The sequence below is a fragment of the Candidatus Hydrogenedentota bacterium genome (genome assembly GCA_035450225.1).
Classification (GTDB): domain Bacteria; phylum Hydrogenedentota; class Hydrogenedentia; order Hydrogenedentales; family SLHB01; genus DSVR01.
Genome location: DAOTMJ010000095.1, coordinates 1 through 2,972 on the forward strand (window position 1 = coordinate 1; position 2,972 = coordinate 2,972).

General features: G+C 56.2%; 1 protein-coding gene. It reads right to left on the bottom strand.

What is annotated here, in order from left to right; all coding sequences use genetic code 11:
- Positions 1–2,038: hypothetical protein (locus tag P5540_19790; GenBank protein HRT67056.1), on the bottom strand; the 2,038-nt coding region annotated here is incomplete at its 3' end.
- Positions 2,039–2,972 lie beyond the last annotated feature (934 nt).

A 2,972-nucleotide genomic window follows, 5' to 3' on the forward strand; every position in this document is an offset into this window, starting at 1 on the left:
CATTCGATACTGTCACGGCAATATCGCCGCCATCAATCATTTCACCGGTAGTCCATGTCAGCCGGTAAGTGTTGCCGCTCACCAGCGCCACCGAATCCGGATTCGTTGCTAGCGTGCCCTTGCCTGTGCCGGACAAGGCGTAGTTGGCGGCCGTCGTCACACCCGAACCCATGGCCTCGGAGAAGGTCACGTCCACCGTCAAGCCTGTCTGGACCGACACGTCCGTCACCGTCGGCGACGTGCCGATGCCGCCGCCGGTATGCGTGCCGCTGTTCGAAGCGCCGATGGCATTGCCGGCGATGTCTTGCACGCCCGTCACCGTAATCGTGATATTGCCGCCCTGAACCATTTCGCCGGACGCCCACGTCAGCCGGTAGGTATGGCCGCAGACATAACTGACGCCCGAGGGATTGGCCGCGAGCGATCCTTTACCGGTTCCAGAGAGCGCATAGTTGCCCACGGTCGTTACGCCGGATCCCATCTGCTGGCTGAACGTCACGTCCACGGTCAACGCCCCCTTGACCGCCACGCCCGTAACCGACGGCGCGGACGGCATGCTTGCGATCAGTTGCAGGTTGTCGAACGCCACGGAAGAAACGCCGGCTTCGCCCGTGCCGCACTGCATCAGCAGGCCGTGGACATAACCGTCCCATGCGCCCTGATGATCGCCCGGCTGTCCGGCCACGCTGCCCAGATCGAAAATATACCGTTTCATGCCGACGTTCGTCGGCAACGTATAAAGACGTTTTCGGTTCGCGCCGCTGTTGAATGCCTCGCCGTTCTTGATCCAATACGGCCGCATCTCGAAATTTTCACGCGCGGCGGACGTCGCAATGTTCACGTCCATCAGCAAATAGCGATAGGATGGCGCGTCGAGGGCCACATCGAAATTTCCCATGCCGAGCGTCCCAGTGCCCGTAATCGTCCCAAGACCGCCGCCCAAATTCACATTCGACCCGCCAAAGGGAGCGTGTTTCGGCGCCACCCATGCGCCGGGGCCCGAGCCGGCGAAATCCCAGAGATAGGGGCCCGCGTCGGCAGGATTCGACATCAGCGCGACACGATCGTAGTAGACGCGGCCGCCCGGCTGCCAGTTGGTCAACGGATCCGTCGTGTTGTCTATCCGGAAGGTTGTCACGTTGCCAAGGCCGGTCCACTGCCCCGCCGTGTAGTATCCCGTTTGCATGTCGAGGACGATCGTGCTGTATCCGACATTGGGATAGAAGGTCCACGCGCGACCGCCGAAACTTCCATTGGTGCTGGGGAAATAATGGCATTCGCCGCCGAGCGGTTCATCGCCGGTGTGACCGGCCGCGTTCTGCCGGATGCGCGCCCACTTGTAGGTGTCGCAATTGAAAAACACGGGGGAGACGCCTATGTGCGGATCATTGGCCGTTGTGTTGACGAAACCGACTTCGAGAACGCCGCCCGTAACGTTGAAAACATTGATCTGGGACGGATTGTAGTTCCCCCACGACTCGAAATCGCCGTTGGTGTTGAAATTCCAGTCCAGACCGGCGACGATGGCCAGATAGTCTATCTTGCACGTCTGGCCCGCCGGATACCCCCCTCCGATATCGAGGCGGAGCTGGTCTATGACATTCCACACCCAATCCGCCGGTTTGCCTTCCGCCGCCAGTTTCGCCGGAATATTCACCACGTAGGTCTTCTTGACCCCCGCGGCGGCGTCAACGGTCCAATGGAACGAATGCTGTTCCCAATCGTCGCCGGGAAAGCCGTTTCGGCGGTAGAAGATCTGAAAATCGTGCGGCCCCGCCACGCTCATGGTAATGTCCGCAATCAACCACCGCTCGGACGACCCATTCAATCCCAACGGTGTCGGCGAAAAAATGAACGGATCACCCCCGCCATTATATGTCGCGACCAGTTCTCCGCCCGTTGCCGTAAGAGAACTGACATTGTTGCCGATGGTCCACCCTTCGACATTGCCGGCGGTGTTCCATTCCCAGACGACCGCATGAGAACCAAACGGCATGCAGACGGCAACCAGACACAACAAAAAGATTCCACGATTCATGATGCAACCTCCCGGACATGCAATGTGTCTATATTATCTGGAAAAAAATCAGCCTTGTCTTGATGCTACCCCTTGCCGTCCCGTTTGTCAAGGAAAATTGAACAACCAACCGCGAACCGATCGCCGGGAATTGCGCAGAAATATCGAAAAGGTTCAAGGGGCGGATTTTTCGAGGTAGATTTGAATTTCCGGATATCGCACGGTCGCAAGACTTCGCATTTTCCTTACAATATTCATCCTTTCAAGGGGTCTTTATGCTCATTTTTTACAGGGAAAAAAAATCCTATACAAGATATTGCGTTTTTGAAAACTTTCTGATACAATATGTGCATGTGTGGTGTGAATTAGGCGAAACAACAACAAAGGAGAGAAAACAATGGCAGCGAAAGCCGCAAAGAAACCGGCAAAGAAGGCCCCCGCGAAGAAGGCCCCTGCGAAGAAAGCCGGGAAAAAGTAGTATAATAGCTATATAGCTGTGTGGTCCCTGTGTGAACGGCGGGAGATGTTCACACAGGGATCGCGCTTTTGGGGATATCCCGCGGAAATGCGAGGGTTTATGTTGTACAACGGTTTGCCGGGACTCCCCGGAATCCTAGGTCTGGACAAGGGCGAAAAAATCCATTCCCATCATTTCCAAATAAACTATTTATCTTCATTTCTCGTACAAATATGTATCTGGACGTCAATACGAGTGTATACGGAAAGCCCCGTGGCCGCTGACGGCAGGACAGACTGTCGAGTCAGTCGTTCCTGAAACCGGAAGACTTACAGCGCCCGCGGTAGACTGGACAGTCTGTCCTTGAAGTTTGTACATTTTAGTCCGATGGACTTTATGCATGACCGATGAGGACGCCCCTCGCATGGAGTCGTGTGAAGGGTAGGTTAGTCCCGTAGGGACGGTTTGACCGTAGCCCAGGAGGAACTCCTGGGACAC